Genomic DNA, 25,586 nt, shown 5'->3' on the forward strand with positions numbered 1-25,586 from the left:
ACAATTAAAAATCCACTATTTTTTGCCTGTCCATGAAAAAACAAATATTATCCTTTTGTCTTATAACCTGTTCTTATGTATTGGGTTATGGTCAATCTGCTACTGTAGTTGTACACGCGGTAATCGATCAATGGCATCAGGCAGCGGCTAAAGCCGATTTTGATACCTACTTCAATCTGATGCATCCTAAATCGGTGTATTTGGGAACCGATGCTACAGAAAGATGGGATAAAAATGCATTTATGGCCTACGCTAAGCCTCATTTCGACAAGGGTAAGGCCTGGTCGTTTAGCCCCGTAAGTCGACATGTCGATTTTTCTGACGACGGTAAAACTGTTTGGTTTGATGAGTTGTTAAATACACAAATGAAAATATGCCGCGGATCGGGTGTGTTGATTTTTGAAGACGGAAAATGGCTGATAAGGCAATATGTATTGTCGATGACCGTTCCTAATGAGGATGTGGCCGAACTGATCAAGCTAAAAGCAGCGGCAGAAGATCGGTTACTGGAGCGTTTACATAATAATAATTGAAATTAAACCCTATATACTATGATAATTAAACATGAGGTTGATACGAGCAAAGGAGCGGTGTATGCTTTAGAAAATGATAAAAAGATCGGCGAGATGACATATTCTGTTGCCGGGCCGAATAAAATTATAATTGACCATACCGAGGTAGATACCGCACAGAAAGGTATGGGTATCGGAAAAATTCTTTTGGAGTGGCTGGTGGGCTATGCGCGTGATAATTCGATTAAAATTATACCATTATGTCCTTTTGCTAAAGCGATGTTTGATAAAGATGTTGACATTCGTGATGTATTGGCCTAAGCCCTGCAGGTACACCTTAGAATCTATCCAACATGCCCAATAGACCGGTGAGCCCACCAGTATGCAGAAATAAAACCCTGCTGTTGGGGGCAATTTTGTCGGCAGCGAGCAAGCTGTGTAGGGCAAACATGGCCTTGCCGGTGTAAGTAGGCTCTATCAGCAGGCCTGTAGTAGCTACATATTCTTTGATAAACTGTATTAATTCGGGTTTTGTTTTTGCATACCCGCCGAAATGATAGTCTGTATGGAGCTGGGTATGGCGCATATCCACGCCATGGGCTAACAGCTCTTCGCCAATAAATGCGCCTCCCTTAAGTACGGGTACCACATGCAGTCGGCTACTTTTACATTGTTCGGATAGACCAGTGGCCAAGCCGGCAGCGGTAGTGCCTGTGCCTGCAGCACAGAAGATATGGTCGTACTCTTGTTGCAGTTCTGGGATAATCTCTTTGCAGCCTAGGATAGCTTCAGGACCGGCGCCACCTTCGTCGATAAAGTAGTAGTCTTGGGTATGGGGTAGGTTTTGGAATAACAGGGCTTTGTTTCTGTACGCTTCGCGATCCACAAAAATTAGATTCATGCCAAAAATGCGGCACATGTCTAACACCGGATTGCGTACATCCTCGCCACGTACAAAGGCGGTGGCGCGCAGCTGAAAGGTTGCAGCCGCACAGGCCGTTGCTAACAGGTGGTTCGACCATGCACCACCAAATGTTAGGAGATGCGATTTGCCCTCCTTCTCGGCCTTCAGGAGGTTGTACTTTAGTTTGCGCCACTTATTGCCCGAGATAAAGGGGTGTATCATATCATCTCTTTTGCTGAAAACACGTACTGATTTTTGCTGATATAAAGGGTGATATATTTCTTGCTCGGGGCTATGGTAGTCAAAAGGTCTCATATACTTGTCCAAAGTTAATAATTTTTGGTTGTTTTGCCTTATTTTTGCATAATGACGGAAGATATAGCGTTCATCGAACAGGAAGAACAGGAATTGTTCGAGCATATACGAATTGTTGCCGACAAAGGTCAGGCACAGCTTCGTGTAGATAAGTTTTTAATGAATAGGGTAGAGAACACTTCCCGAAATAGAATACAGAATGCCATTGATGCCGGATCTGTGCGTGTAAACGATAAAGTGATCAAGGCTAGTTATAAGGTTAAGCCATTGGATATTATTACCCTGGTCTTACCCGATCCTCCCCGCGATACGGAAGTATATGCGGAGGATATTCCATTAAATATTGTGTATGAGGACGATGATCTTCTGCTGGTAAACAAAGAGGCTGGCATGGTGGTTCACCCCGGTTTTAATAATTATACAGGCACCTTGGTGAATGCCTTAACGTTTCACCTTAACCAGCTGCCTACGCTGCCCGGTAATACGGGAAGACCGGGGTTGGTACATCGTATTGATAAAGATACATCGGGCCTCCTGGTTATCGCGAAAAATGAATGGGCGATGACGTTTCTGGCGAAACAGTTTTACGAACATACCATCCATCGCCGGTATTTGGCCTTGGTATGGGGCGACCTTAAAGAGGATGGCACCGTAACGGGGTACATCGGTCGTGATTTGAAGGATAGGCGTATTATGAATCTGTATAATGAGGAGGAGAAGGGGAAGTGGTCGGTTACGCATTATAAAGTTTTAGAACGCTTGGGGTATGTTACCTTGATAGAATGTAGACTGGAAACCGGTAGAACGCATCAGATCCGTGCACATTTAAAATCTATCGGCCACCCTTTGTTTGGGGATGCCAGCTATGGTGGCGACCGCATTGTTAAAGGTGCTGCCAATGGCAAATACAAGCAGTTTGTAGAAAACTGCTTTGCGCTTTTACCCAGGCAGGCATTGCATGCCAAATCCTTGGGTTTTGAGCATCCGAAGTCTAAACAGTTTGTAGACTTTGAAGTAGAGATTCCAGCTGACTTTTCAGCGGCGCTGGAAAAGTGGCGTAATTATGCCGCCGACAAATCGCTGACTTAATTTTGATGTATTTATGTCTTTGCACTATATAAATTTTAATGGATCATTAATTCCAGAAAATACCAACATACTACAAGCCAACAACAGGGCGTTTCGCTATGGCGACGGCGTTTTTGAAACCATGTTGTTTAAGGATGGGGAAATTCGTTTTTTAGACCTTCATATCGCCCGCTTACAGAAGGGGATGCAGATGCTGCAGCTCGATGGTGCGGTGAAATTTGACAGCTTTTTTATTAAAAAAGCTGCCGAAGAGCTTATCCGTAAGAACAATATGATTGGACAGAAGGTGCGGGTGCGTCTTATTGTGTATCGCGATGGTGATGGTTTGTATACTCCTGAAACCAATGCCTCTGGTTTTATCTTTCAGGTTAGCCGCGTTACGGACCCTGTACGGGATAAAAAAATGGGGCTTATTGTGGGCTTGTATACCGCGCATAAAAAAGCCTACACGGAGCTGTCTTGTCTTAAGTCGAACAACGCTTTGGTGTATGTGCTGGCAGGTTTACATAAGAAAAAGTTTGATTACGATGAGGTTTTAATCTTAAACCAGGAGGGGAACCTCTGTGAGGCGCTAACGTCGAATATTTTTGTGTATTACGATAAGGTATTGTATACACCGGCTTTAAGCGAGGGCTGTGTTGAAGGCGTGATGCGTAAGGTGGTTATGGAGCTTGCCGAGGAGGAAGGTATTCCTTTGGTGGAGGCGCAAATTAGTCCGGAAATATTAAAAGTAGCCGACGAAATTTTTGTTACCAATGCGGTGCAGGGGATACAGTGGGTAATGGGGTACAAGCAGAAACGTTATTTTAACCGCATCTCTCGGGTGTTGCAGGAGAAGTTGGTAAAAGGTTATAGGCTTTAAGCTTTAGGAATTTAGGTTAGAGGCTTAAAGATTACGTGCTATAGGGTTATAAGGTTAAAGTATTAAAGTATTAAAGATGAGCAGGTAAAGCTTAAAAATAAAGCCCAAAACGATATGTAGGGAACGCGAAAAATGCAATTTCTACCGCTTTGGGCTAAAACATTACTCAGGTCCTATTTTTCGAGTCCAAAGATGGCAATAAGTTTATCTTTTTGATATAGGTTAAAGGTCTGTTCGGCAATATCATAGGTAAGTCCTTTGTTGTCAAACAGCTTAAATACATCCTGCTCGATAGTGTCACCCACACATGCTTTCATGGTGGCACCAATAGCGCCAAATGAAATGGTATTGCCTTTAAAGGTTACAGGACCGAAAAAGTTGTTGCAGCTGGAGTTTCCCGAGACTCTTTTTTCTTTAATATCGAAGGTCAGGAAGGCATTATATTTAGCGACGTCTTTACCTTGTAGCTGAATTAGCTTCCATTTTTTGCCGTCGAGGAAGTTTAGCTGGTTGTTGACTGCAGTTTCGTTATTTTGGGTTTTTACGGTGGTTTTTTTCAGCACCTTTAATACATCATAGCGGTAGCTAGGGGCATCTGCCGGTGGGTTTGGTATGGCGGTTCTTTTTACCAATACACGATATCTATGGCCCTCTTCATAATTGAAATTCTCTAAGGTAGCATAAAAAAACTCCCAGTCTTTGCTGTTGTGGTATTTTACCAAATAGCATTTTTGTTTGGCAACACCTTGGCAGTCGCCTCTATTTTCTTTGATTTCCATACGGAAATTATTGCTCTGAGCGTAGGAAACGGTTCCCCAAAGCAGGGTAAATAGAATTAAAACAGTTTTAATAGTATTCCTCATAAAATGTATTTTATTGTTTCTATAAAATAGACAAGTTAAGATGCGAAATGTTTAGAATTGCTGTGGTTAATTGCTAATTTTGTCGCATGTCAACTACAGCATTGATTTCTCAGGATACCATCGTTGCCCTGGCGACCTCGCCCGGAACAAATGGTGCCATTGCCGTTATCCGTTTGTCGGGTAGCGATGCCATACATATTGCCAATAGCGTGTTTAAAGGTAAAGACCTTACCAAACAAGCCTCTCATACGGTACATTTCGGTACAATCCGCGATAAGGACGAGATTGTTGACGAGGTTTTGGTAACGCTATTTGTAGGGCCTAATTCGTATACTAAAGAGCATGTGGTGGAGGTTTCTACGCACAACTCTAAATATATTATTGAACGCTTGATTTCTCTTTTTATAAAGCAGGGTGCCCGTGCAGCAAAGGCGGGGGAGTTTACGCTACGTGCTTTTTTAAATGGAGCAATGGATCTCTCTCAGGCTGAAGCTGTGGCCGATTTAATCGCCTCTAATTCGGCAGCATCCCATCAGATTGCCATGCAGCAGATGCGTGGTGGTTTCTCTAATCAGCTGAAAAAGCTGCGTGAGGACCTTGTTCATTTTGCTTCTTTGATTGAGCTGGAGCTGGATTTCTCGGAGGAGGATGTGGAGTTTGCTAACCGCGATCAGCTTAAACGATTAATCGAGGCGATTTATAAGATTATAGGCCGCCTTATTTTGTCGTTCGAGCAGGGTAATGTGCTTAAAAATGGTGTTCCTGTTGTTATTGCAGGGAAACCTAATGTCGGCAAATCGACCTTGTTGAATGCGCTGCTGAATGAGGAGCGTGCCATTGTTTCGGATATTGCGGGTACTACACGTGATACGATTGAGGATGAGATTAATATTCATGGTGTTACATTCCGATTTATCGATACAGCAGGGATTCGTGAAACCGTGGATGTTATCGAGGCGAAGGGGGTAGAGCGTACTCTGGAGAAGATGAAGCAGGCGCGGTTGATTGTTTATCTGTTTGATCCTATGCAGGATAAAATTGAGGCTGTGCAGCAGCAGCTGGCGGATGTTGAGGCATTGCAGATTCCATTTGTAACGATTATCAACAAGGCGGACTTGCTATCGCAGGAGCAGCGTAGTGCGTATGCGCAGTTAAATCCGCTATATATATCTGCAAAGGAGCAGCAGGGGATTGAGGAGCTGAAGGATGAGCTTTTGAATCAGGTGAATTTATCGAACATCAATACCAATGATGTAATGGTAACTAATATCCGACATGTGGAAGCGTTGAGGCATACACAGGCAGCCTTAGAGAAGGTGCTGTATGGTATTGATAATCCGGTTACTTCTGATTTTCTGGCTATGGATATCCGTCAGTCGCTACATCATCTTGGTGAAATAACAGGTGCTGTTACGACGGATGATTTGCTGGAGAATATTTTCTCTAAGTTTTGTATCGGGAAATAAATCGTAATTAACGGTAATAACGGATAATTACTAATAATGTATAAACCCCTTAAGACTAATGTTTTAAGGGGTTTTTTATTTATTTTTACTTATATTTGGTTTGTGTTCATTGTTATGGATTTGTACGGATTTTGTACGGCGAAAGTGAAAAATAAAAAATCCGTACAAATTTAAAATGACGTGGTGGAATTATGAAACATCAGGAAACATGAGGAAACATCAGGAAACATTGCGAGGTGATTTCATGAAACAATATAAACTTAAATAAACATGTCAAGTAATATTAAGATCAGTCGCATTTGCGATTTTTGCGGGAATGCTTTCTTAGCAAGGACAACAGTAACACGATTCTGTAGCAAAACTTGTAATAGCAGATTTTATAAGAAGGAGATTCGTGATAAAAAACTTTTGAAATCTCTCGAAGAAACACATGAGAAATTAAAAAATCCTAAATCAACTGATGTGGGCTGTAATAAGCCCGTACTTAATGTAGTTGAAACATGTCAACTTTTAGGAGTTAGCCGTAGTACACTATGGAGATTAATTAAGCAAGGGCGATTAAAAGTCACAATGATCGGTAGGCGTGTAATTATAGCTCGAGCAGATATTTTTGAATTTATAAAATTATAACCATGATAAACGTTAAATTAAGAGAAAGTCAATTGAAAGATGGTCGTGTAAGTCTATATTTAGACTATTATCCTCCTATTGTCAACCCAAAAACAGGTAAATCCACTCGTAGAGAGTATTTAAAACTTTATTATAAAAAGAATACTAAAGATCCATTAGAAAGGCAAAAAATGAAATCATAAAAGCTGCAGAAGATAAAATTAGGATAGAAAGAACTAATAGCTTACTTACTGGAGCATTTGAGGAGGGATCTTTTTTTGCACAAGAAGAAAGCTTTTTGGAATTCTTTAAACAAGAGTCAAAAAAACGTGCTACTTCAGACGGTAATTATAACACTTGGAAAAGTTCATATACATATTTTTGTAGATTCACTAATAACCGATGTAAGTTTAAAGATATAACAGAAAAATTGTGTAGAGATTTCAAAATGTATTTAGAAAGGACAACCACACTTAAAAGTGAAATGAATAAATTAAGTCCTAATTCAAAGCACATGTATTACAATAAGTTCAAAGCAGCTATAAAAGAGGCGTTTTTACAAGGGCTAATTTCTAAAAAATTCACTTCAAGGATTCAATCTCCTAAAGCTGAAAATCCATTTCGTGAATTTTTGGAAGAGGATGAAATTAAAAGATTAATGGAAACGCCTTGTGAAGTTGATACAATAAAAATAGCGGCTTTATTTTGTATTGTAACTGGTTTAAGGGTGAGTGATTTTTTTCCTTTAAAATGGAATTCGTACTCTTATGTAATTTAGCCCCCAATAAGTTCGGAGTGAAATTTTAAATTTCAAATTAATACATTTGAGATAATGAAATATAAGAAATGGACTTTAGATCAAAAACTAGAAATCTTATCTAGTGGAGATTCCATAGGTGTTGTAGAGTCATGTCGTAAATATGGCGTAAGTACAGGTACTTTTTATAATTGGAAGAAAAAGCACGATAGTCAAGGAGAAGCAGGCCTAAAAGTTACTTATGACACCAAAAGCAAAGAGCTAAAGCAGGCAGAAGAAGAAAATCGTATACTTCGAAAATTACTTAGCGACAAAGAGATTGAATTGGAGGTTCAAAGAGCGCTTTTAAAAAAAAGTTTGGGACATCCGATCCAAGAAAGATTTAGTTAACCTTATTTGTCACAAGCATAATTGCAGTAGGTCTAAGGTCCTAAAAATGGTTGGTATGGTAGAAAGTAGTTATTACAGAGAACCTAGTTTGGGCAAAAAAGGGAACCGTCCTTCTGAATTTACGCATCATCAAACAGATGGTCTGGTTTGTCAATCGGTTGTAGTCAAAGCTGTCAAGGGTATTTTGGAACATGAGTTTATCGATTGTGGATACCGATTAATGACACATTATTTAAAACGAACAGGGTATCATATCAACCATAAGAAACTCTATAGGATTATGAAAGAAGCGGGGTTGCTCAAGTTGGAAAATAGAATAAATAGAAGTGGTTCAGGGCGTAAGTTTGTAAAATTCAGAATAGTAAAAACGTCTAAGCCAATGGAATGCCTGGAGATGGATATCAAAATGATATGGATACCCAATGTTGGTAAAAATGCGTATTTACTGTCAGTTATTGATGTTCATACCCGTAGAATATTGAAAGATTATTTTGCTTTTAATATTAAGCAAAATCATGTTATAGGGCTTCTTTCTCAGTTATTCGAAGACTATGATTACCCGCAGAGCGCAGTTATTAGGAGTGATAATGGTAGTCAATTTATAGCAAAAAAAGTGCGGGAGTATTTGAGTATAATCGGTGTTCAGCAAGAGTTTACTCATGTAGCTACTCCAGAAGAAAATGCACATATAGAAGCTTATCATGGTATCTTAAAGAAGGAAGTGTTTACCAGATTTGAGTATAGTAACTTTGGTCAGATACAACAGATATTAAAACGTTATGTCCATTTTTATAATAATGAAAGATTACATGGTCTTTTAGGTAAAATGACTCCAATGGAGAAATGGAACACAGATAAACACCTGGTTCGAAGGAAGGATTTGGTAGCATAATTTTAACAAGCGAAATTTAAAAGATTACTCTTGTTTTATAGGGGTCAAAACACTGGGTAATCATGAATATTATAAAAGTTCTTATCCAAAGGTATTAAATAAATTGAAGTCACTTGCAGAAAACAGCAATGTTCATGTCTTAGAAAATTCTTTTATTGATATTGACGACATTCGTTTTCATGGATGTACATTGTTGACTGATTTTTCAATTTTTGGAGATCCGATGGAATATGGTATCATTTGTCAATCTGTGATGAACGATTACAAAATGATAAAGCGTGACCCTTCTTACTCTAAAATGAGAACTATTGATACCTTTAAAATACATCAAGTTTCTCGAAAATGGTTAGATGAAAGTTTGCAAGATTCTAATAAAACTAAAAATATTGTAATAACTCATCATGCACCAAATATTAAATTTGTATCCGAAGAATATAAAAACCACCCCGTAACAGCTGCTTACGCTTCTAACATGGAAGATTTTATCTTAAAACACCAACCAGACTTTTGGATTCATGGGCATATTCACACACACCCTCTCGATATCATATAAGTAAGACCGAAGTGATTTGTAACCCTAATGGCTATGTAGATGAACCGTTTAATGGGTTTGATAAAGAGCTTATTATTAAAGTTTAATAAAACTTTAATATCACACTTCACTTATTTTAATTGTAATTTTTTTTAAGTTAATATCTGTTTTGAATTTAATTTGGTTAAATGAAAGATTTTCTTGTTTAATATTCAATAGTGAATTTGTGATTTAGTATTAGTAATTAATAATACTAAATCACAAATAATATTATTATTTTCACGATTTATTAATTAGGTTATTATAATATCCTTTAGCAAAGTATTAGCCACTGATATGAATTTCACTCCAGGACAGCGCATCACAAATCGTGATGAAGATTTTATTATTGACGATTGTGTTGAAAATAATGGACATTGGATATTAAGAGTAGAAGGAATTTCTGAATTAGTAAAAGGTAAACGATTTGTGTTTGATACACAGCTGGATGCAGGGATTCGTGTGTTGGATCCCAAAGATACAAAGTTGGTTCCTGATAGCGATTATGGATACAGAAAGACCAAGCTTTTTATTGAAAATCAAATTCGAAATGCCAGTGTTTACAGCAATAAAATTACGATTGCGCACAAGGCTGCTTTTAATGTCGCTAATTATCAGTTGGAGCCAACTTTGAAAGCTTTTGAGCTACCAAGACCAAGAATTCTTATTGCTGATGCAGTAGGTTTAGGTAAGACGGTAGAAGTAGGAATCTTTTTGTCTGAGATGATCAAAAGAGGTAAAGGCAAGCGTATTCTTGTATTGGCTTTAAAATCAATTTTAGGTCAGTTTCAGCAGGAGATCTGGAACCGATTCGCGATTCCATTGGTTCGATTAGATTCTGATGGTATTTCAAAGATTAAATCCGAGCTCCCTGCTAATAAAAATCCGTTCGATTATTATGATAAAACCATAGTATCCATTGATACCCTAAAGAATAATGCAAAGTTTCAGCATTATATTGAAAAAACGCGATGGGATATTGTTGTGATAGATGAGTGCCATACCGTGGCCAATAGCCATTCGCAACGTGGTAGTTTGGCGCTGTTGCTAAGTACCAAATGTGAATCGTTGGTTTTGACTTCTGCTACGCCTCATAATGGTAAGAAAGAAAATTTTGCGAATCTGATTAACATGATTGAACCTTTAGCGATTAAGGACGAATCCAATTATACCAAAGAAGAAATATTGCCTTACTACGTACGTAGGTTTAAAAACGATATTGACGATGCGGCCGTACGCTCCAATTTTCAGGAACGTAAAATTGTGTCTATTCATGCAGAGTTGAGCGATGCTGAAAATGAGTTTTTGGAATTGCAGCAAAAAATTAAGTTTAATGCGCTGAGCCAACTGGATAAAGAGGATGTGCAGAAAGACTTATTTGGTAAGCTGTCAACGAAGCGATTTAAGAAGGATTTATTATTTGCCATTGGTCTTTTCAAAGCTTATATGTCTTCACCTGAGGCAGCTTTAACAGCCATTGAAAATCGTATCCGAAAGATAGAAGGCATTTATCAAGATGAACATTTAATGGAACAGAATCTAACGGTTCTTCAAGAGTTAAAGGACAAGTTAGAGACTATTATAAATGAACGAAAAGATGCAAAATACACTGAATTACGCAATGAATTGATTCGCCTAAAGTGGAACGGTCGTAAAAACGACTTCCGTATCGTGATTTTCGCAGAACGTATTGAAACCTTGAAAGCGCTCAAGGATAAATTGAAAAAAGATTTTGATTTTGCGGACAAGGTGATTGCTGATTTTCATGGTTCTTTAACCGATATGGAGCAGCAACGCATTATCGAAGATTTCGGGAAGGCGGATTCTGATGTACGTGTGCTATTGACCTCAGATGCCGGTGCACAAGGGGTGAACTTACATTACTACTGTAATCATATGTTTAACTACGATATTCCATGGTCATTGATTACTTTGGAACAGCGTAATGGGCGTATCGATCGTTATGGACAAAGCAAAACACCTTTTATCCATTATATGATTGCAAAGTCCGATTTGCCGGGATTGAAAGATGATTTACACATTGTCAATAAACTGAAAGAAAAAGAGGAAGCTGTGTACCAATCATTGGGAGATGCAGCTTCAGTCTACAAATTATACGATGCTAATGCTGAGGAAGACTTGGTCATTAAAGCGATTGCTACGAATGACGAAAGTTTGTTAGAAGATGCACCTAAAGTTGAGATGTCTGATGACGAATTTGATTCCTTATTTGATGATGCAACGCCTAAGATGGAGGTAGCAGAACCTATCGAGGAACATATTTCGTTGTTTGATAATGAAAAATCCTATTACGAAGCGCTGATTGAGCAATTAAAAACCGATCAGTATTTACAACATGAGCAAGCTAACTTTGAAGGAGATATCCTAGAAGTAAAACATACCGCTGATTTGGATCGTATTTTATACGATTTACCGAAAGAAGCAAAACCATCTAAGTTTGGTGAAGTGTACCAACTTTCTTTGAATAAAGATTCGGTGCAAAAAGCTATTGAAGAGTCGCGTAAACGTAAAGGCGAATGGGCAAAATTCCATATGCTTTATGAATTGCATCCTGTTGTTCGTTTTTTAATGACGCAATTAGAAGCCTCGGTAGATAAAGATGTGGCCTTGGTTTCTAAATTGGATCGTATTCCAAAAAATGTAGCGTACTACCTTTTCAAAGGAGTTGTAGCCAATAATCTTGGACAATCTCTGCTTTCAGATTTCTTTGTGGTGCCCATGTATTTAAATGGCGGCTTGAAGTGGGAATCAAATATCAAAATTTGATATACCATAATGGAATAGCTGTTAGAAATATTTTAGCAAAAAATGCTCCTGAAGCCTACAAAAAATGTTTTGAACTTTTATTTGATGAAAACATTGGGCTTCATGAACGTATTTTGGCTTTTCAAGCGAATGTGGCTGAATTATATCAATCATTAGGAAATGAGCTACATCATCATCATGACGAAAGGACTATAGCTACTTTTTTGAGTTTTAAATATCCGGATCGTTATCCTCTTTATAAAGATTCATTTTATAGTGCATATTGTAAGAAATTGCGTGTCAAATCGGCACCAAAGAATAAGAAATATGAGCATTATATTCAATTACTTAAGGATTTTATTATTAATGTGATCGAGAAAGATGAAGAGTTATTAGCTATTAAATCTGATTTCTTAACTACCGAATGTTACCATGATGCTAACCATTTAATATTTGCTCAAGATATTTTGTATCAAGCATTTCGTGCTATGGATAAGGTCGAAATGTTAGAGGATGAGCAAGATGGTATACAAGATAAAATTGCAGATATTAAAATGGAACAACCATTAAACCAAATCTTATACGGTCCTCCAGGGACTGGTAAAACTTACAATACAATCAATAAGGCGGTATCCATTGCAAATCCATCGTTTGATTTGAGTCTGGATCGTAGGATCATTAAAGCAGAATATCAGCGGCTGGTTAAATCAGGCCAAATTGTCTTTACGACATTTCATCAATCCATGAGTTATGAGGATTTTGTGGAAGGGATAAAGCCTGTTTTAGATAGTGATAATAATGAAGGAAAGATAAGTTATACAATTGATGATGGAATATTTAAGTCGATATGTCATCAAGCTTCATTAAAGGAAGTATATAAGGATAATTCGATAGATTGGGAGAATAAGGATTATTTCAAACTTTCATTAGGAGGAGTTTCTAGACCAGACGTACATGAATATTGTTTGGATAATAATGTCATAGCATTAGGTTATGGAGGCGAAAACGATTTATCTGGTTTGTGTAAGATTTCTAATTGGAATGAATTTAAAAATAAATTCTCAGAGCAAAATCCAGAAGAATTTAACGAATCTACCTATTCAGCTCAGGCAACATTTACTTTTCTACGTATAAAGAAGGGAGATGTGGTAGTAATTAGTAGAGGTAATAAGATCGTAGATGCTGTAGGTATAGTTGATGGAGACTATTATTTTGATGATAATTTGTCTATTGATTACAAGCATTTTAGAAAAGTAAAATGGTTATCTACGCGAATGAATTATAATCCTGATTTTTTCTTAGATATAAATATATCTCAGATGACCATTTACGAATTTTACAAGCATAATGTAAAAATTAATGCGTTCAAAGAATTGTTTAGTACAACAAAGTCAATTGAACCTTCTTTAAAACCACATATTCTGATAATCGACGAAATCAATCGAGGTAATGTGTCAGCTATCTTTGGCGAACTTATTACGTTAATCGAAGAATCTAAGCGTGCTGGGAAAGAGGAAGTTTTAGAAGTAATCTTACCATATAGTAAAAAGAAATTTTCGGTACCATCTAACTTGTATATTATCGGTACCATGAATACGGCAGATCGTTCGGTGGAGGCTCTGGATACAGCTTTGCGTAGACGTTTTGTATTTGAAGAAATGCTTCCAAAACCAGATTTGGAGGAGTTGGATTATGAGGTGTGCGGCTATAAGGCTTCAGCAATTTTAAAGCGTATCAATCTACGTATTGAGAAGTTGGTAGATCGCGATCACTGTATAGGTCATGCATATTTTATTGGTAAGAATGAGGAGACTATTATTGATTCTTTTTATAAAAATATTATCCCACTACTGCAAGAATACTTTTTTGGGGATTATGGCAAGATAGGTTTGGTGTTAGGTTCTGGCTTTGTACAACCTATGGATTCTAAAGATGATATTTTTGCTTCTTTTGATTATGATTATAGAGAAGATTTAGCGAGTCGAATGATTTATCAGATCATTGATTACCGTACATACGATGAAAATGGGGAGGGGTTCAAAGCTGCACTTGATTTGTTAATGAGGTAATGGCATTATCAGAACGAAAACATATTATTGTATTTGAACATCAGAAGCTTGTTTTTGATTTGAGTAATGAAGGGGATGAAAGCCTATTCTATGCTTTGGTTTCTTATCATGGCGATTACACACCTTTTTTTAGACTGATCCGCAATGGTGTTCAATTTTGCGAGTTTGTAGGGGTGTTACAGGTTGGAGATACTTTGATTGAGGTATTACCTAAGGCTGATAAAACTGTAGATGATGTAACTAAATCAAAGTGGCAAGGCTTGCTGATCAATATGATTCGGACGGTTTGGGGTTTTTCTGTGAAAAATTCTGGATCTTCTAGTTTAAAACTAAAGTATAATTCTGTTTTAGACCTTTATTTTGAATTGTTTATTTCAGAATTAGAAGCTCTATTTCGTGCTGGTTTGATTAAGAAATATGTTCGTGAAGAAAAAAATACGACTGCATTAAAAGGAAAGCTATTATTCGGAAAGCATATTCAGAACAATCTAGTTCACCAAGAACGTTTTTATGTTGAAACTACAAAATACGCTGTAGATCATGAGTTACACCAAATTCTATATGCAGCATTAATTTTGCTTCCTCATTTGAATAGAAACAATCTATTAGCTTCACGTATAGGTAATTTATTGTTGAATTTTCCAGAACAAAAGCCAATAAAAGTTGTGGCAAGTACTTTTTCTAGGATAGTGTACGATCGTAAAACGATCGTTTACCAACGGGCTTTGGAAATCGCAGAATTGCTATTATTGAATTATCATCCCGACTTGAGTAAAGGTCGAAGAAATGTATTAGCATTGATGTTTGATATGAATGCATTGTGGGAGCAGTTTGTCTTACGAGTATTACAAAAGCAACTCTCGTCACATAAAGTATCAGGGCAGATAAGTAAAGCATTTTGGAAGTCACAAGGAATGAGTTCCTCTATGCGTCCAGATATTGTGCTAGAAGATCGGTTGAGTAATGAGGTGATTGTTCTTGATACCAAATGGAAAAATCTCAATGGGTATTCACCTTCTCCTGATGATCTGCGTCAAATGTATGTATACCACGAATATTTTAGCGCGCGAAGAGTTGCCCTAATTTACCCAGGTGAAGGGTTTACCTTAGATGGACAATTCTATCATAAAACTCACAAAGAACTCGATGATAAGCATTGTCATATCGTACAAATTCCTGCTGATAAAGATTTTAAAGTCTGGAAGGATAAGATCGTGGAGCGAATAAATTATTTATTGAATTTATATTGATTATGAATAATATTCAAGAGTTGAATTTTCCTATAGTACTATACAAGTACAGAGGTTATGAAGGAGAAAATGTAATAAAAAATTATAATGCAAAAACTTTGTTAAATTTTGAATTATTTGCTAGCTCACCGAAAAATTTTAATGATCCTTTTGATTTAAGCTTACCATATGTTTTTTCAAATGATAGTTTTACTTTAGATAATTTTATTAATGAATATTTTGAGTTACTAGATCCTAAAGTATTAAAAGGCAAAAAAAAAGAAGAGATATTGTATGATGCTACTCGTCAATATAATTTCATGAAATACAATCCAGAGGAATTTTGGAATTCAAGAGCTGAGCTTATATCATCTTTAGACCATGATTTTTATGGCGTTTTATCTTTAGCAAAAAATTATGATAATATTCTTATGTGGAGCCATTATTCAAATTTTCATAAAGGATATTGCATAGGATTTGATACAAACTTATTTTTTGATTTGATATCAAAGAAGTATGAAGAATTTGGCTGTAAGATAGGTCCCGTTAATTATCAATTGGATTATCCTGAAATAGATTTTACTAAGCAAAGAGATATTAAAACATCGTTTGTTCGTTGTTTTACAAAACATAAATGTTGGGAATATGAATCAGAGTATAGACTAGTGTTAAACAATTTACCAAATGAAATTATTTCTTATCCAAAAGAGATTATTAAAGAAATTTATTTGGGCTGTAAAATGACAGATTTACATTGCAAAGAAATTTTAGAATTTATAAAATCCCAAAATTTAGCCAATGTTAAAGTTTATAAAATGAAGATGGGCTATCATTCATTTTGTGTAGAGCCAAAAGAAATCATAATTTAATTATTTTTAAACAAATCATTGACGACTTCTCAGATAATAAAATGTTACAAAATTGAAATTTATTTGTATTTTTTAAAATTTAATTCACTAAAAATCAATAACTAATACTCTTTGTATCGGGGGTTGAAGCAGTTGCTCATAACTGCCTATAACTAGATATTAGCAAACAAATTTAAAACCTTGAAAATGAAATATTTTCGTTGCTTTATTGTTTGTAATGCATTAGTTTTGAAACGATGCATTTGAAGACTTACAATTTTTCAAACACGGAATAAATATAAAAATATGCTTTAAGAAACCCATGGATCCTTAGCATATAAACAGGGACTTAATCCATTTGGGTATTTCGGAATATTCAATTATTACGATAGACCACGAATTTAAAAGATTAAATAAAGCGCATGTATACAATTAATAGGACAAACTCAGACAACTTAGATTTTCAAAATTTAATAATTGAGCTTGATAAAGATTTAGCAATAAAAAATGGAGAAGTAAATAACTATTTCGCTCAATTCAATAAGATTGATCTAATAAAGCATGTAGTTGTTGCTTATGAAGCTAACAAGCCTATTGGTTGCGGAGCAATAAAGGAATACGGAAATGGTGTAATAGAAATAAAGAGAATGTTTGTATCCGCTGAGATGCGAGGGAAGGGTATTGCAGGAAAGATACTTATTGAATTACAATCTTGGGCTAAAGAATTGGGGTATAGCAAATGTATTTTAGAAACGGGTGACAAAATGATTGAGGCTATTGGCTTGTATAAGAAAAACAATTTTACAATCATTCCGAACTATGGACAATACTTAAATATCGATAGTAGTATTTGTTTTGAAAAAAAATTATAAGTAAACAAATAATACATAGGAGTGTAAAGTGAAATGTGTCACAAACTGTGTAAATTAAGAATATAGAGTTCAGTTGTAGTCGTACAATTGGACTCTTTTTTCAAATAAAGTTAAGAACTGATTTAGGATAATGCCCCAATTATGTATACGCATAGCCCTCTTCTTAGAGATTTCTCTCAAGGTCAAATATATTGATATTAATTTTCAATGAGTTTTGACGGATTCGAAACATCGAAAATTAGAACTTTGGCTGCATAATTGTTTGGTTGGAATGAAAGGGATTTTTCTACTGTCTTTTTGCCATCGATATAGAATTCATATTTAGCCGTTAGTGGCGTTGCATCTGCGGTTAGATTGGTTGCTATCGTGGCAATGGAAAAAGTACTAACGGGCATTGATGTCTTAATGCTTTGGCTAGAACTGCTGATCGGTGACAGTTCAGCTTGGTGTATTATGGACGCATCATATACTATGGATGCTGTTGAGCTGATACCGTCAAATCTAAAGCTACTGTTTAGACCACCATCAACGCTTGCCACTTGTAATCCGAAATTTGCTCCATAACGGGCATAATTGGAACTAAAGGTTATTTTTACTTCTACAGCTTTCTTTTTTACGGAATTATCTTTGTCATTTTCACCGTCTTTTTTACACGATGTATTCATGAAAACAAAAAGGCATAATAGGCTCAAAATTGTACTTCGCATTATCTAATGTAATTTATATTATTTTCTCAATTGTTGACGGAGATATTCGTCAAGCATTTGTTCTCTGTACCTTGCTTTACGTTTTTTCTCTTGACTGGTAACAATAGCCCTAATAAATAACCCCCAAGCGGATAAGGCAATAATAATCCCAACAAATGTGTTTTCGCCAGCAACCATTCCTTTCATGAGTGCTATTACGCTAATGATGTTTACAACGAAAAACCAAAATATCCATTTCATAATCCAAATATATTTTAGTACAGGTATATAGGTTAAGTATTTTCTATTTTTTCTTTATGCTACATGCATCTGTATATCCAAGGAATCATTTTAGGCTGATATGGAGCATTATCTGGTCAATATAGTGAAAAAAAACTCTATTTTCAAAGGAATTTATTAAACTACGTTAGCATTTAGGATTCTACATGCTGTAATGTTCGTTGGAAATAATGAAAATCACAAAACTATCGCCAAGTGGAACATCAACCATCTTACAGCGTATCAAAAGAACTGTGTGTTGCTTTCAAAGTCTCCTTTCCTAAAAAATCGGGAGTGTAAAGCGAACTTTGTTACAACACTCCCTTTAAGGTTCGTGTTCAGAGGATAAAAGCCTTAAGTAAAGCTTTACCAATCTAAGCGCTTTTTTACCTCATGATGCATCCTTACTATTTATGTTAGAATATGGTTAAAAATAAGGGTTCTACCATTATTTTAAATAAAGGTATGGAAAGGACCTGTATGAATTACGCCATACAAACAGGCCCTAATTAGCCTGACATTTATCCTACAATCATCTTAGCACTTTCTTGCCACATAAAATTCGGAATAGGTTCCTCTAATAACCATTGGATAGACATAGGTTTACTGCCTTCAGATGATACAAATGATGCTTTACCCAAAAATACCGAACCTCTGGTGAAATTATGCTCATCTTCTTTAGATTCTCTAACGAATAATAAAATCGTTTTGCCCAATTCATGTTGACAAATGTACGAATGACCTCTATCTGAATCTGGTGTCACATTATTTTGTGATTGCCAATGGAATAAAGTTTCGTTTATTGCATAATCATCATACATCGTAGTCGGCGAGAAGTCCTCTTCACTTTTCTTTAAGTTTATAAATAAAGCCTCCGCATTTAAAAATTTGTTAGGAGCAGTACCTTCACGGTTTGAGCTTTTCTTTCCATAGCTGGACAAACCCATGGCTACTAATACCTGATCGCGGTTATACCGTGCATGTACTTTCAGTGGGAATGTAAATGGAAGATCCTTACAGTCGACCTCCTCGAAACTTATTTTAGATATTCTATACTTAAGGTAGGCTTTTAATTCATCAACATAGTCCTTATTTAGGGCTATCATCCTTAAAGCACTATTTAAATCTCCCTCTTGATTAGCTTCACCATAAAAATCATAATACAACATTAACCCTAGCTTTTGATGTAAAACGCTGTCTCCATACAGACTATTCAAATCAAAATCAACAGCCACCAGATCGAGGATAAATTTGAAGTAATGAACTGCTTCGGTAGCCATTAATTTTTTTCCTATTAATGTTTTATAACGTTGTTCGTTGGTTTTGTCATAAGCTGTTCCAAACGCTTCATGGTATAAGGCCGTATAGGTATAGTTTTTATAAATATGCGCTAATTTTAGGTTGTATTTTTCTAAAAATGTCGCTAAACTAAGATTCAACGTAAAGTTTTGCTGGAACATTTGTATACGTTGAATTAAAGTTTTTCTGGTAATATTCGTGGCTTTTTTGATATTCTCCACCATATAATCTTTGGCCTTCTTCTCTAAGATTATGGAACTTCCGAGAGGCAGATGAGGGAAATCTTTTTTTAACTCTTCTGCAACAGAGGAGTTTGTTTTGCCTATTAATGCTCTGAATTTACTTTCGAAATTGTATTCTTCTCTTGCTTGGCCTATAAAATCTAAAACGGTTAATACATCCTTATTGTCGTGCAAGCGCAAACCTCTACCCAATTGTTGTAAGAAAACGGTTAAACTTTCTGTTGGTCGTAAAAACAGAACTGTATCTATCTCTGGAATATCGATACCTTCATTAAATATGTCGACAACAAACAGGTAATTTATAGCGCCTTTTTTGAAGCTATCGATAATAGTATCTCGTTGAGAAGAGTTCTCAGCTACGAGGTAGTTTGATGCTAAGCCTACACGCTCAAACTTTGCATGCATATATTTTGCATGTGCTATGCTGACACAAAACCCCACACATCTATTACCTTGTATATCCTTCGTGTACTTCCTTATATTTGTAATTATATCGTTTACTCTCGCATCATTTGCTGTATAAATATTACTAAGTTCGTCGGCTTGGTACTTGCCATTATTCCATTTTATTTTGGAGTAATCTATTGCGTCCGTAACGCCGAAATATTGAAATGGACTGAGTAGGTTATTGTTCAACGCATCAGGAAGCCGTATTTCGGCAGCAATTCGGTGATTAAAATCATCCAATATATTCTGACCATCCATCCGTTCAGGTGTTGCTGTTAACCCTAATAAAATTTTCGGATTGAAGTAGTTTACTATTTTTTTATAACTATTAGCCGATCCATGGTGCGCTTCATCTAGAATTATGAAATCATAAAAATCATTTGCCGCATAGGTAGTTAAATTTAGGTTATTAAAAGATTGCACAGTTGCGAAGACCTGATTTTTACTTGTTGGTTGATACCCATCACCTAGCAATTCCCCAAAATTCTGATCTTTTTGTACATTTCTAAATGTATGTAAGGCTTGTTTTAATATTTCGATTCGATGCGCAACAAATAGCAAACGTGCCTGTCTATTCTCTTCTGCAAAACGTTTGAAATCAAATGCAGCAATCATGGTTTTACCGGTACCTGTAGCGGCAACAACCAGATTCCTAAAAGAACGATGTAGTTTTCTTTCGACGGATAATTTTTCTAGAATTTCTTCTTGATAATGATAGGGTTTTAAGTCGAAGAAATTAACGATTTCACTCGTAGATTTCCCAATTTTATTGCTTTGCAGCGCATGGGTTAATTTCTCTATTTTTGTGCTGTCAAATATCTCAAATTCTCCTTGGTTCCAGTATGACTCAAATGTTTTTTGAAATTTATTGATAATATGGGGTATCTCCTTAGTCGTTACTTTAACATTCCATTCTAAACCATCCGTTAATGCGGAACGTGAAAAATTTGAGGATCCTATATAGCCGGTGTGATACCCGGTATTACGATAAAATAAATATGCTTTAGCATGAAGCCGCTCGTTGGATGTATTATAGGATACCTTGATAGTGGTATTAGGCAATTTTCCCAGTTCTTCAATCGCTTTAGCATCAGAGGCCCCCATGTATGTTGTTGTAATAACACGCAGTTGCCCACCTCTGCCTGTAAATTCCTCAAGGGCATCCTTTAATATCACAATAGCTTTCCATTTTATAAATGATACTAACAGGTCAATACGGTTAGCAGAACGAATCTCTTTTTTCAATTCACTTTCCAGAGATATGCTGCTATTACCGCCTGTAAAAAGTTCACTTTGCGACAAGCGGGTCGTAGGCATTATTTCATTTAGACGTAGGTTTAAATTCGTATATTCTTCGTTGAGTTTATTAAATACCCCTTCCAGAATTCGTCCTTCTTCCTCAATTAAATCATTCACAAAGGAAGAATTCTCAATTTCTCCTTCTAAAAATTGGAGAATTTTATTCGCGATTTGAATTTGTTTTCCAACTAAGGATACATCATCGGATTTTTTCAATGAGGATAGTACACGTCCTATGATTCTGCTTAAGTGTAAGGATAAAAAATGACTGGCTTCAACTGCATCCAATCGTTTTGAGTCGGCTACAAAATAGGTTTTTTTATCGAGTTTATTGAGTTTAGCCTGAAGCGTTTGTGTAATTAAGGTTTCGTATATTCCAAGTTCCATAGCTGTAATATTTCATGCACAATTGGGATATCTGCAGGAGCTAAATCGTACTGAAGTAGACTTTGTGGGGATACCCAAGCATAAGCTTTGTGTTCGGTTAATTGTAAGGTTGGATTTGTTACGGTTGCTAAAAAAGGTATTAAACAAATGGCAAAAGTTTCATAGGTATATTCAACAGGCGTCAATTGCTGCCCTACATGGATATGTAAATGTAATTCCTCCTTAATTTCGCGAATGATACAGGCTTCTTCTGCTTCATCTTTTTCGAGCTTTCCTCCGGGGAATTCCCATTTCAAGGGAAGGCGCATGTTTTCTCCTCGTTGGCAGAGGAGAATTTTTTCATTGTGTATGATTATTGCACAAGTAACTCTTAGCATAAAATTTTTTAACGCATTTTAATAAACTTAAAAATAGTCTAAAATTTTATATTTGCCACACTTAAAAAATTTAGATTATTAATAGGCGTAATATAGGCAGGGGTGGATGGAGTTCCCTGTTCCCATCTTATGCCATCCTTCTAGAATACCAAGGTATATCTATAAGGGAATAATAACCTATTATATGCCCTTAAAAAATGCTAGAAAAGGTTCGGATATTTCGTAGCCTATTGTCAATTAGAAAATAAAGACAGTGTAAAGGGATATCAACAAATTTTTGGAAATACTTTTTCATATCAGTTAAAAATATTCCCTTTAGGGTTATAATCTTTTATAAATAAACTATTAAAAGATAGAAATATTTTGATGGACAAATTAAGAAGAGAGAAAATTTTTGGAAAAATTTTACCTGCTATAATATCTATGCGCTATCTAAAAAAATTGCTGGACTAATTAAATAGCATTCAGTGGTTAAGTATCACCCTTCTCAGAAAAGGCAGAAACTGTAGTGTATGTTTAATACTGTACGTAATAAGTTGCTAAATTCTGAAAGATTTTCAGTTAAAGGTACTGGATTTATCTGTTCTGTAGGATTTATCTGTTCTGTAGGATTTGGCAAGGGATTTGGGATTTGGGATTTGGGATTTGGTCCCATAGGTTTCGGAGGGCGTATCTTAATAAAACTTTCTTTCTACAGGCAATTCTGAAACATCATCAAGTCTAAAATCGCCGATTCTTGACTTGATTAATTTACAGCTATTATGTACCTAAATACCATATGTAAACAGCATGTTTTTTTGATAACAGAAAATCAGAAAGGTAAGGTCATTTATACGCCAATAAAAGGAGACATACTAAGCTTCTGCCTCCCGTAGCATATATTACCCCAATTCTGGGGCGAAATACCTTAAAAAGAATACGATTTTGTAAAGTCGCTACCATCACCGGTAAGCGTAATATTTTCGTTTACAACCACCTTATCACCTTTTTCGATTTTCAAGCTAATAGGCAAACCAGCGCCGTAGTTTATAATCTGTACAGATCCGGAAAATGCGGCAATTGGTTCTGTAGACTCGATGACATAGGTTTTTGTTCCTGCACCGAAATCATTTTTGTTTAAGCCTATGGCCGACTCACCAGCCCTCGGCGTGCCGTTGACTTTCCAAACATCAGTTTTTCCTGTTGCCGTGCCACCCGCAACAGCGATGGATACAAAATCACGACTTACATCCACATCGCTAAGCGCAACGGTTATTTTATACAAGTTCTTCTCTAAATTAGGCCCATTATTATCATCGCTCTTGCTACAGCCAACAGCAAAAAGTCCAAGCGTTAAAGCAGCTAAAATACCAAGGAACGCAGTTTTTAATTTTGTTTTTTTCATACCTATGCTTATTTATTAATGTTTGATACAAATATCAGCAGCCATTTTTTGTATGGCAATAATAGAAAACAAGGATTCTTAATCTACGGGTTTACCCGTATTCTTTGGTATATGTAGGAAGGATTGTATAATATCCTGATATTTATGCTTAAATTTTGGGGCTATATGAGAAAGAAACTCTATCTACTTACAGCAATTATGGTATGGGCTGCAACGAGCTATGCGCAGCAAATTCTGCCTTTAGATGAAAGTGCGTACCTAAGTCAAATAAACCAGCAAATTGAACAGGTTAACCCGGATAACCAGGATAAGTCAATAAAGCAGGGTAGCAGCGAAAAGCTGCGCTTAGTGAATTATTTGCTGCTGTCCGAATTTTATGCGCCTACAGACAGTGTGCGGAGTAAGGAGGCCTTGGATAAAGTGTCTTCATCGGCTAGTTTGAAGTTGTTGAATAAGGGGGTACTGGCCTATTATCAAGGTATTTATTATGCATACCGCGGACAAAAACTAAGGGCGATAAGGTACTACGAGGAGGCTATACAAGCGCTTAAAGACGATAATGATAACTTGGAACTGTATATCAAATGTTGGTATAACTATGGTTATTTGCAAATCGAAGAGAAAGGTTATCAGGCTTTTATTAAAACGCTCACGGAGCAGTGTATACCGTTGTGTCAAAAAAGTGGCAACAAGTTGCTGCTGGCGTATGCTTACACGCAGGTAGGGCTAACCTTTATGTCTGTCGGCCAAACCGATAAAGCACAGGAGTATCATTTTAAAGCCTTGGATATGCTGCAACATATACCTGAACAGGGTACCATACATGTAATAACTTATTTTAATCTGGTGAGTAACTATTGTTACATGGCCGATAGTCGTTCAGCAAAAATATATCTGGATAAGGCTACAGCGCTGTTGCTGCCTTTTTCCGACAGTAGGCAATATCCGAATTATTACTACCAGCTGGCTATGTATTACACCACAACACAGGAGTATGCGCGCGCATTAGGGGTATTGAGAAAGGGAATTATAGCCTCACGTGAGAAAAATCAGAACTTACTTACGCAGATGATGTATTTCCGAATGTACAATGTTTATCTGATGCAGCAGGATTACCCGAAGGCGAAGGCTATTCTTGAGCAGCTCCTTAACGATGCTGTGCTGGGGAGGGAGCCTATGAATAGGAAGATTACAATTACGCAGCTGGCAGCAGTTAATGAAGCAATGGGAAATTATAAGGAGGCGTACCTTTGGATGAAAAAGGTGGCCGCTTTATCGGATAGTATTCAGCAACAAAAGCTGCTCGAAAAGATGAACGAGCTGGAACTTATCCACGATACGCATCAGAAAGAAAGTACCATAAGTCGTCTGTTGCAGGAAAAAAATACCGAAGCGCAGCGCGCTAGTGCACGCAGTTTGCGTACTACCTTTTTGGCTGTTGCTTTTATATTAAGTGTAATAATAGCGCTGTTGGCCTTTACGAATTATAGAAACCAGCGAAGACTAAACCAGCAGATACGCAACAATCACTTGAAGGAGCTGCAACATGTGGAACAGGAAAAAATGTTCGAGGCATCGAAAGCGGTGTTAAAAGGTGAGGAGCAGGAGCGTCAGCGTATTGCCCAAGATCTCCATGATAGTATGGGGGGAATGCTGGCTAATATACGGATGTCGATTTCATCGCTAGCGCTTACGAGTAATACGGATATATTAGCAAAAATTGATAAGTCGATTACGGAAATGCGTCGGATATCGCGAAACCTAATGCCTGAGACTTTAAAAAATTTAGGTCTCGAAATTGCCCTTAAGGAGCTTTGTGAGGCTATGAGCAGCCCCGGTTTAACCGGTTTAACCATTCAGTATGAAGCTTTCAACCTGCAGCCTGATATTCCGTTTCCGGTGCAGCTGGCTCTTTATCGTATTACGCAGGAGGGGTTGAGTAATGTTATAAAACATGCACAGGCATCTAATGTTATTGTGCAGATTAGTCAGAACGACAAATTGCTGGCTTTAACGATTGAAGACGATGGCATAGGTTTTGATACCTCGACTGTGGCTTATGGTTTGGGCATAAAAAACATAACGAATAGGCTGCGCTTGATTCAAGGAACGGTGGAGATCGATAGCGGTAAAGGGCATGGAACAACAATAAATATTGAATGTAATCTGTAA

At 36.7% G+C, this 25,586-nt stretch carries 24 protein-coding genes; 17 read left to right on the plus strand and 7 right to left on the minus strand.

The window, feature by feature from the left end; translation table 11 throughout:
- Nucleotides 1-32 precede the first annotated feature (32 nt).
- Complete coding sequence (locus tag ACL9RF_RS03430) at nt 33-533, plus strand: nuclear transport factor 2 family protein (protein WP_422799191.1); 501 nt, start codon at nt 33-35, stop codon at nt 531-533.
- A gap of 18 nt (nt 534-551) precedes the next feature.
- Nucleotides 552-833: a GNAT family N-acetyltransferase gene (locus ACL9RF_RS03435; protein WP_422799192.1), complete on the plus strand. Its 282-nt coding sequence runs from the start codon at nt 552-554 to the stop codon at nt 831-833.
- Nucleotides 834-849: 16 nt separating this feature from the next.
- Here the strand turns inward: ACL9RF_RS03435 and ACL9RF_RS03440 are convergent, their stop codons facing one another.
- Entirely contained in the window at nt 850-1,731 is an 882-nt protein-coding gene (locus ACL9RF_RS03440) for a 1-aminocyclopropane-1-carboxylate deaminase/D-cysteine desulfhydrase (RefSeq protein ID WP_422799193.1), read from the minus strand.
- A 51-nt stretch (nt 1,732-1,782) separates the two neighbouring features.
- On the opposite strand from ACL9RF_RS03440, the gene ACL9RF_RS03445 reads away from it, so the two are divergent.
- Both ACL9RF_RS03445 and ACL9RF_RS03450 read left to right on the plus strand, forming a co-directional pair.
- Nucleotides 1,783-2,820 carry an RluA family pseudouridine synthase gene (locus tag ACL9RF_RS03445; protein ID WP_422799194.1) on the plus strand — a complete coding sequence of 346 codons (1,038 nt, stop codon included), beginning with the start codon at nt 1,783-1,785 and terminating at the stop codon, nt 2,818-2,820.
- Between the two features lie 13 nt (nt 2,821-2,833).
- Nucleotides 2,834-3,682, plus strand: coding sequence for an aminotransferase class IV (locus ACL9RF_RS03450; RefSeq protein ID WP_422799195.1), 849 nt, complete (start codon nt 2,834-2,836; stop codon nt 3,680-3,682).
- Between the two features lie 173 nt (nt 3,683-3,855).
- Here the strand turns inward: ACL9RF_RS03450 and ACL9RF_RS03455 are convergent, their stop codons facing one another.
- Nucleotides 3,856-4,545, minus strand: a complete 690-nt coding sequence (locus ACL9RF_RS03455; RefSeq protein ID WP_422799196.1) for a DUF4377 domain-containing protein — start codon at nt 4,543-4,545, stop codon at nt 3,856-3,858.
- Between the two features lie 86 nt (nt 4,546-4,631).
- Here ACL9RF_RS03455 and mnmE point away from each other — a divergent pair, with 86 nt between their 5' ends.
- The 12 genes from mnmE (at nt 4,632) to ACL9RF_RS03515 (ending at nt 17,014) form a co-directional block, all read left to right on the plus strand.
- Nucleotides 4,632-6,011, plus strand: a complete 1,380-nt coding sequence (gene mnmE, locus ACL9RF_RS03460; RefSeq protein WP_422799197.1) for a tRNA uridine-5-carboxymethylaminomethyl(34) synthesis GTPase MnmE — start codon at nt 4,632-4,634, stop codon at nt 6,009-6,011.
- Nucleotides 6,012-6,281: 270 nt separating this feature from the next.
- Entirely contained in the window at nt 6,282-6,641 is a 360-nt protein-coding gene (locus ACL9RF_RS03465) for a helix-turn-helix domain-containing protein (RefSeq protein WP_422799198.1), read from the plus strand.
- Between the two features lie 2 nt (nt 6,642-6,643).
- Complete coding sequence (locus tag ACL9RF_RS03470) at nt 6,644-6,823, plus strand: hypothetical protein (protein ID WP_422799199.1); 180 nt, start codon at nt 6,644-6,646, stop codon at nt 6,821-6,823.
- A gap of 95 nt (nt 6,824-6,918) precedes the next feature.
- Nucleotides 6,919-7,398 (plus strand): tyrosine-type recombinase/integrase, encoded by a 480-nt coding sequence (locus ACL9RF_RS03475; protein WP_422799200.1) that lies wholly within the window; start codon nt 6,919-6,921, stop codon nt 7,396-7,398.
- A 54-nt stretch (nt 7,399-7,452) separates the two neighbouring features.
- Nucleotides 7,453-7,767, plus strand: coding sequence for a transposase (locus ACL9RF_RS03480; protein ID WP_422799201.1), 315 nt, complete (start codon nt 7,453-7,455; stop codon nt 7,765-7,767).
- A gap of 55 nt (nt 7,768-7,822) precedes the next feature.
- Nucleotides 7,823-8,659, plus strand: coding sequence for an IS3 family transposase (locus ACL9RF_RS03485; protein ID WP_422799202.1), 837 nt, complete (start codon nt 7,823-7,825; stop codon nt 8,657-8,659).
- Between the two features lie 103 nt (nt 8,660-8,762).
- Nucleotides 8,763-9,212 carry a metallophosphoesterase gene (locus tag ACL9RF_RS03490; RefSeq protein WP_422799203.1) on the plus strand — a complete coding sequence of 150 codons (450 nt, stop codon included), beginning with the start codon at nt 8,763-8,765 and terminating at the stop codon, nt 9,210-9,212.
- 315 nt (nt 9,213-9,527) lie between these two features.
- Nucleotides 9,528-12,017 (plus strand): helicase-related protein, encoded by a 2,490-nt coding sequence (locus ACL9RF_RS03495; protein ID WP_422799204.1) that lies wholly within the window; start codon nt 9,528-9,530, stop codon nt 12,015-12,017.
- Entirely contained in the window at nt 11,993-14,065 is a 2,073-nt protein-coding gene (locus ACL9RF_RS03500) for an AAA family ATPase (protein ID WP_422799205.1), read from the plus strand. The genes ACL9RF_RS03495 and ACL9RF_RS03500 overlap by 25 nt, the downstream gene beginning before the upstream one ends.
- Nucleotides 14,065-15,315, plus strand: a complete 1,251-nt coding sequence (locus ACL9RF_RS03505) for an McrC family protein (RefSeq protein ID WP_422799206.1) — start codon at nt 14,065-14,067, stop codon at nt 15,313-15,315. Before ACL9RF_RS03500 ends, ACL9RF_RS03505 begins: the two co-directional genes overlap by 1 nt.
- 2 nt (nt 15,316-15,317) lie before the next feature.
- Complete coding sequence (locus ACL9RF_RS03510) at nt 15,318-16,163, plus strand: DUF2971 domain-containing protein (RefSeq protein WP_422799207.1); 846 nt, start codon at nt 15,318-15,320, stop codon at nt 16,161-16,163.
- A 401-nt stretch (nt 16,164-16,564) separates the two neighbouring features.
- Entirely contained in the window at nt 16,565-17,014 is a 450-nt protein-coding gene (locus ACL9RF_RS03515) for a GNAT family N-acetyltransferase (RefSeq protein ID WP_422799208.1), read from the plus strand.
- A 197-nt stretch (nt 17,015-17,211) separates the two neighbouring features.
- Here ACL9RF_RS03515 and ACL9RF_RS03520 read toward each other — a convergent pair whose 3' ends face one another.
- From ACL9RF_RS03520 to ACL9RF_RS03540, 5 genes are all read right to left on the minus strand, one after another.
- Entirely contained in the window at nt 17,212-17,721 is a 510-nt protein-coding gene (locus ACL9RF_RS03520) for a beta-barrel fold lipoprotein (RefSeq protein ID WP_422799209.1), read from the minus strand.
- Between the two features lie 18 nt (nt 17,722-17,739).
- The gene (locus ACL9RF_RS03525; RefSeq protein ID WP_422799210.1) at nt 17,740-17,961 is read right to left on the minus strand and encodes a hypothetical protein; all 222 of its coding nucleotides are present in this window, start codon (nt 17,959-17,961) and stop codon (nt 17,740-17,742) included.
- A 539-nt stretch (nt 17,962-18,500) separates the two neighbouring features.
- Nucleotides 18,501-21,653, minus strand: coding sequence for a DUF3427 domain-containing protein (locus tag ACL9RF_RS03530; RefSeq protein ID WP_422799211.1), 3,153 nt, complete (start codon nt 21,651-21,653; stop codon nt 18,501-18,503).
- Nucleotides 21,626-22,030 (minus strand): (deoxy)nucleoside triphosphate pyrophosphohydrolase, encoded by a 405-nt coding sequence (locus ACL9RF_RS03535; protein ID WP_422799212.1) that lies wholly within the window; start codon nt 22,028-22,030, stop codon nt 21,626-21,628. The genes ACL9RF_RS03530 and ACL9RF_RS03535 overlap by 28 nt, the downstream gene beginning before the upstream one ends.
- A gap of 907 nt (nt 22,031-22,937) precedes the next feature.
- Nucleotides 22,938-23,414, minus strand: coding sequence for a hypothetical protein (locus tag ACL9RF_RS03540; RefSeq protein WP_422799213.1), 477 nt, complete (start codon nt 23,412-23,414; stop codon nt 22,938-22,940).
- Between the two features lie 165 nt (nt 23,415-23,579).
- Here ACL9RF_RS03540 and ACL9RF_RS03545 point away from each other — a divergent pair, with 165 nt between their 5' ends.
- A complete protein-coding gene (locus ACL9RF_RS03545) occupies nt 23,580-25,586 on the plus strand; it encodes a tetratricopeptide repeat-containing sensor histidine kinase (RefSeq protein WP_422799214.1) in 2,007 nt (668 codons plus the stop codon).

Source organism: Sphingobacterium sp. Mn56C, assembly GCF_049319645.1.
GTDB lineage: Bacteria > Bacteroidota > Bacteroidia > Sphingobacteriales > Sphingobacteriaceae > Sphingobacterium.

Excerpts from the sequence above, each read along its gene's own strand:
- ACL9RF_RS03545 (WP_422799214.1), top strand. The coding sequence starts at position 23,580 with ATGAGAAAGAAACTCTATCTACTTACAGCAATTATGGTATGGGCTGCA.
- ACL9RF_RS03515 (WP_422799208.1), top strand. The coding sequence starts at position 16,565 with ATGTATACAATTAATAGGACAAACTCAGACAACTTAGATTTTCAAAAT.
- ACL9RF_RS03525 (WP_422799210.1), bottom strand. The coding sequence starts at position 17,961 with ATGAAATGGATATTTTGGTTTTTCGTTGTAAACATCATTAGCGTAATA.
- ACL9RF_RS03510 (WP_422799207.1), top strand. The coding sequence starts at position 15,318 with ATGAATAATATTCAAGAGTTGAATTTTCCTATAGTACTATACAAGTAC.
- ACL9RF_RS03450 (WP_422799195.1), top strand. The coding sequence starts at position 2,834 with ATGTCTTTGCACTATATAAATTTTAATGGATCATTAATTCCAGAAAAT.
- ACL9RF_RS03505 (WP_422799206.1), top strand. The coding sequence starts at position 14,065 with ATGGCATTATCAGAACGAAAACATATTATTGTATTTGAACATCAGAAG.
- ACL9RF_RS03480 (WP_422799201.1), top strand. The coding sequence starts at position 7,453 with ATGAAATATAAGAAATGGACTTTAGATCAAAAACTAGAAATCTTATCT.
- ACL9RF_RS03465 (WP_422799198.1), top strand. The coding sequence starts at position 6,282 with ATGTCAAGTAATATTAAGATCAGTCGCATTTGCGATTTTTGCGGGAAT.
- ACL9RF_RS03455 (WP_422799196.1), bottom strand. The coding sequence starts at position 4,545 with ATGAGGAATACTATTAAAACTGTTTTAATTCTATTTACCCTGCTTTGG.
- ACL9RF_RS03495 (WP_422799204.1), top strand. The coding sequence starts at position 9,528 with ATGAATTTCACTCCAGGACAGCGCATCACAAATCGTGATGAAGATTTT.
- ACL9RF_RS03535 (WP_422799212.1), bottom strand. The coding sequence starts at position 22,030 with ATGCTAAGAGTTACTTGTGCAATAATCATACACAATGAAAAAATTCTC.
- ACL9RF_RS03430 (WP_422799191.1), top strand. The coding sequence starts at position 33 with ATGAAAAAACAAATATTATCCTTTTGTCTTATAACCTGTTCTTATGTA.
- ACL9RF_RS03530 (WP_422799211.1), bottom strand. The coding sequence starts at position 21,653 with ATGGAACTTGGAATATACGAAACCTTAATTACACAAACGCTTCAGGCT.
- ACL9RF_RS03445 (WP_422799194.1), top strand. The coding sequence starts at position 1,783 with ATGACGGAAGATATAGCGTTCATCGAACAGGAAGAACAGGAATTGTTC.
- ACL9RF_RS03435 (WP_422799192.1), top strand. The coding sequence starts at position 552 with ATGATAATTAAACATGAGGTTGATACGAGCAAAGGAGCGGTGTATGCT.
- ACL9RF_RS03520 (WP_422799209.1), bottom strand. The coding sequence starts at position 17,721 with ATGCGAAGTACAATTTTGAGCCTATTATGCCTTTTTGTTTTCATGAAT.
- ACL9RF_RS03540 (WP_422799213.1), bottom strand. The coding sequence starts at position 23,414 with ATGAAAAAAACAAAATTAAAAACTGCGTTCCTTGGTATTTTAGCTGCT.
- mnmE (WP_422799197.1), top strand. The coding sequence starts at position 4,632 with ATGTCAACTACAGCATTGATTTCTCAGGATACCATCGTTGCCCTGGCG.
- ACL9RF_RS03485 (WP_422799202.1), top strand. The coding sequence starts at position 7,823 with ATGGTAGAAAGTAGTTATTACAGAGAACCTAGTTTGGGCAAAAAAGGG.
- ACL9RF_RS03440 (WP_422799193.1), bottom strand. The coding sequence starts at position 1,731 with ATGAGACCTTTTGACTACCATAGCCCCGAGCAAGAAATATATCACCCT.
- ACL9RF_RS03470 (WP_422799199.1), top strand. The coding sequence starts at position 6,644 with ATGATAAACGTTAAATTAAGAGAAAGTCAATTGAAAGATGGTCGTGTA.